1 protein-coding gene is annotated in these 567 nt (G+C 68.8%); it reads left to right on the plus strand.

The annotated features are described in order from the left end of the window. A partial coding sequence (istB, locus tag LWH48_RS18185) for an IS21-like element helper ATPase IstB (RefSeq protein ID WP_232913682.1) occupies positions 1 to 567 on the plus strand: 567 nt, incomplete at both ends.

Raw genomic sequence — 567 nt, forward strand, 5'->3', positions numbered from 1 at the left:
GCGAGCACGAGCTGGCCGAGCGTGAGCGACGCCGGCTGGCCCGGCACCTCAAGGAGGCCCGGCTGCCGGTGGGCAAGACGCTGGAGTCCTTCGAGTTCGACGCCATCGCGGCCGAGCAGCGCCGGCAGCTAAGCGCCCTGGCGGGCGACACGCAGTGGGTCGACCAGGCGCACAACCTGCTGCTGTTCGGGCCCTCCGGCGTCGGCAAGAGCCACGTGGCGGCCGGGCTCGGGCATACGCTGGTGGACCAGGGCTACCGGGTGCGCTACGTCACCGCCTCAAGCCTGGTCCAGGAGCTCCAGGCCGCCAAGCAGGCCCTGCGCCTAAGCGATGCCCTGATCAAGCTCGACAAGTACGCCGTGCTGGTGATCGACGACATCGGCTACGTCAAGCGCAGCGAGGCCGAGACCTCGGTGCTGTTCGAGCTGATCGCCCACCGTTACGAGTCGGCCAGCCTGATCATCACCGCCAACCAACCGTTCAGCGCCTGGGACAGCATCTTCCCCGACAGCATGATGGCGGTGGCCGCCATCGACCGGTTGGTGCACCACGCCACGCTGATGGAGC

The sequence above is a fragment of the Halomonas sp. G15 genome, from assembly GCF_021282295.1.
Lineage (GTDB): Bacteria > Pseudomonadota > Gammaproteobacteria > Pseudomonadales > Halomonadaceae > Halomonas > Halomonas alimentaria.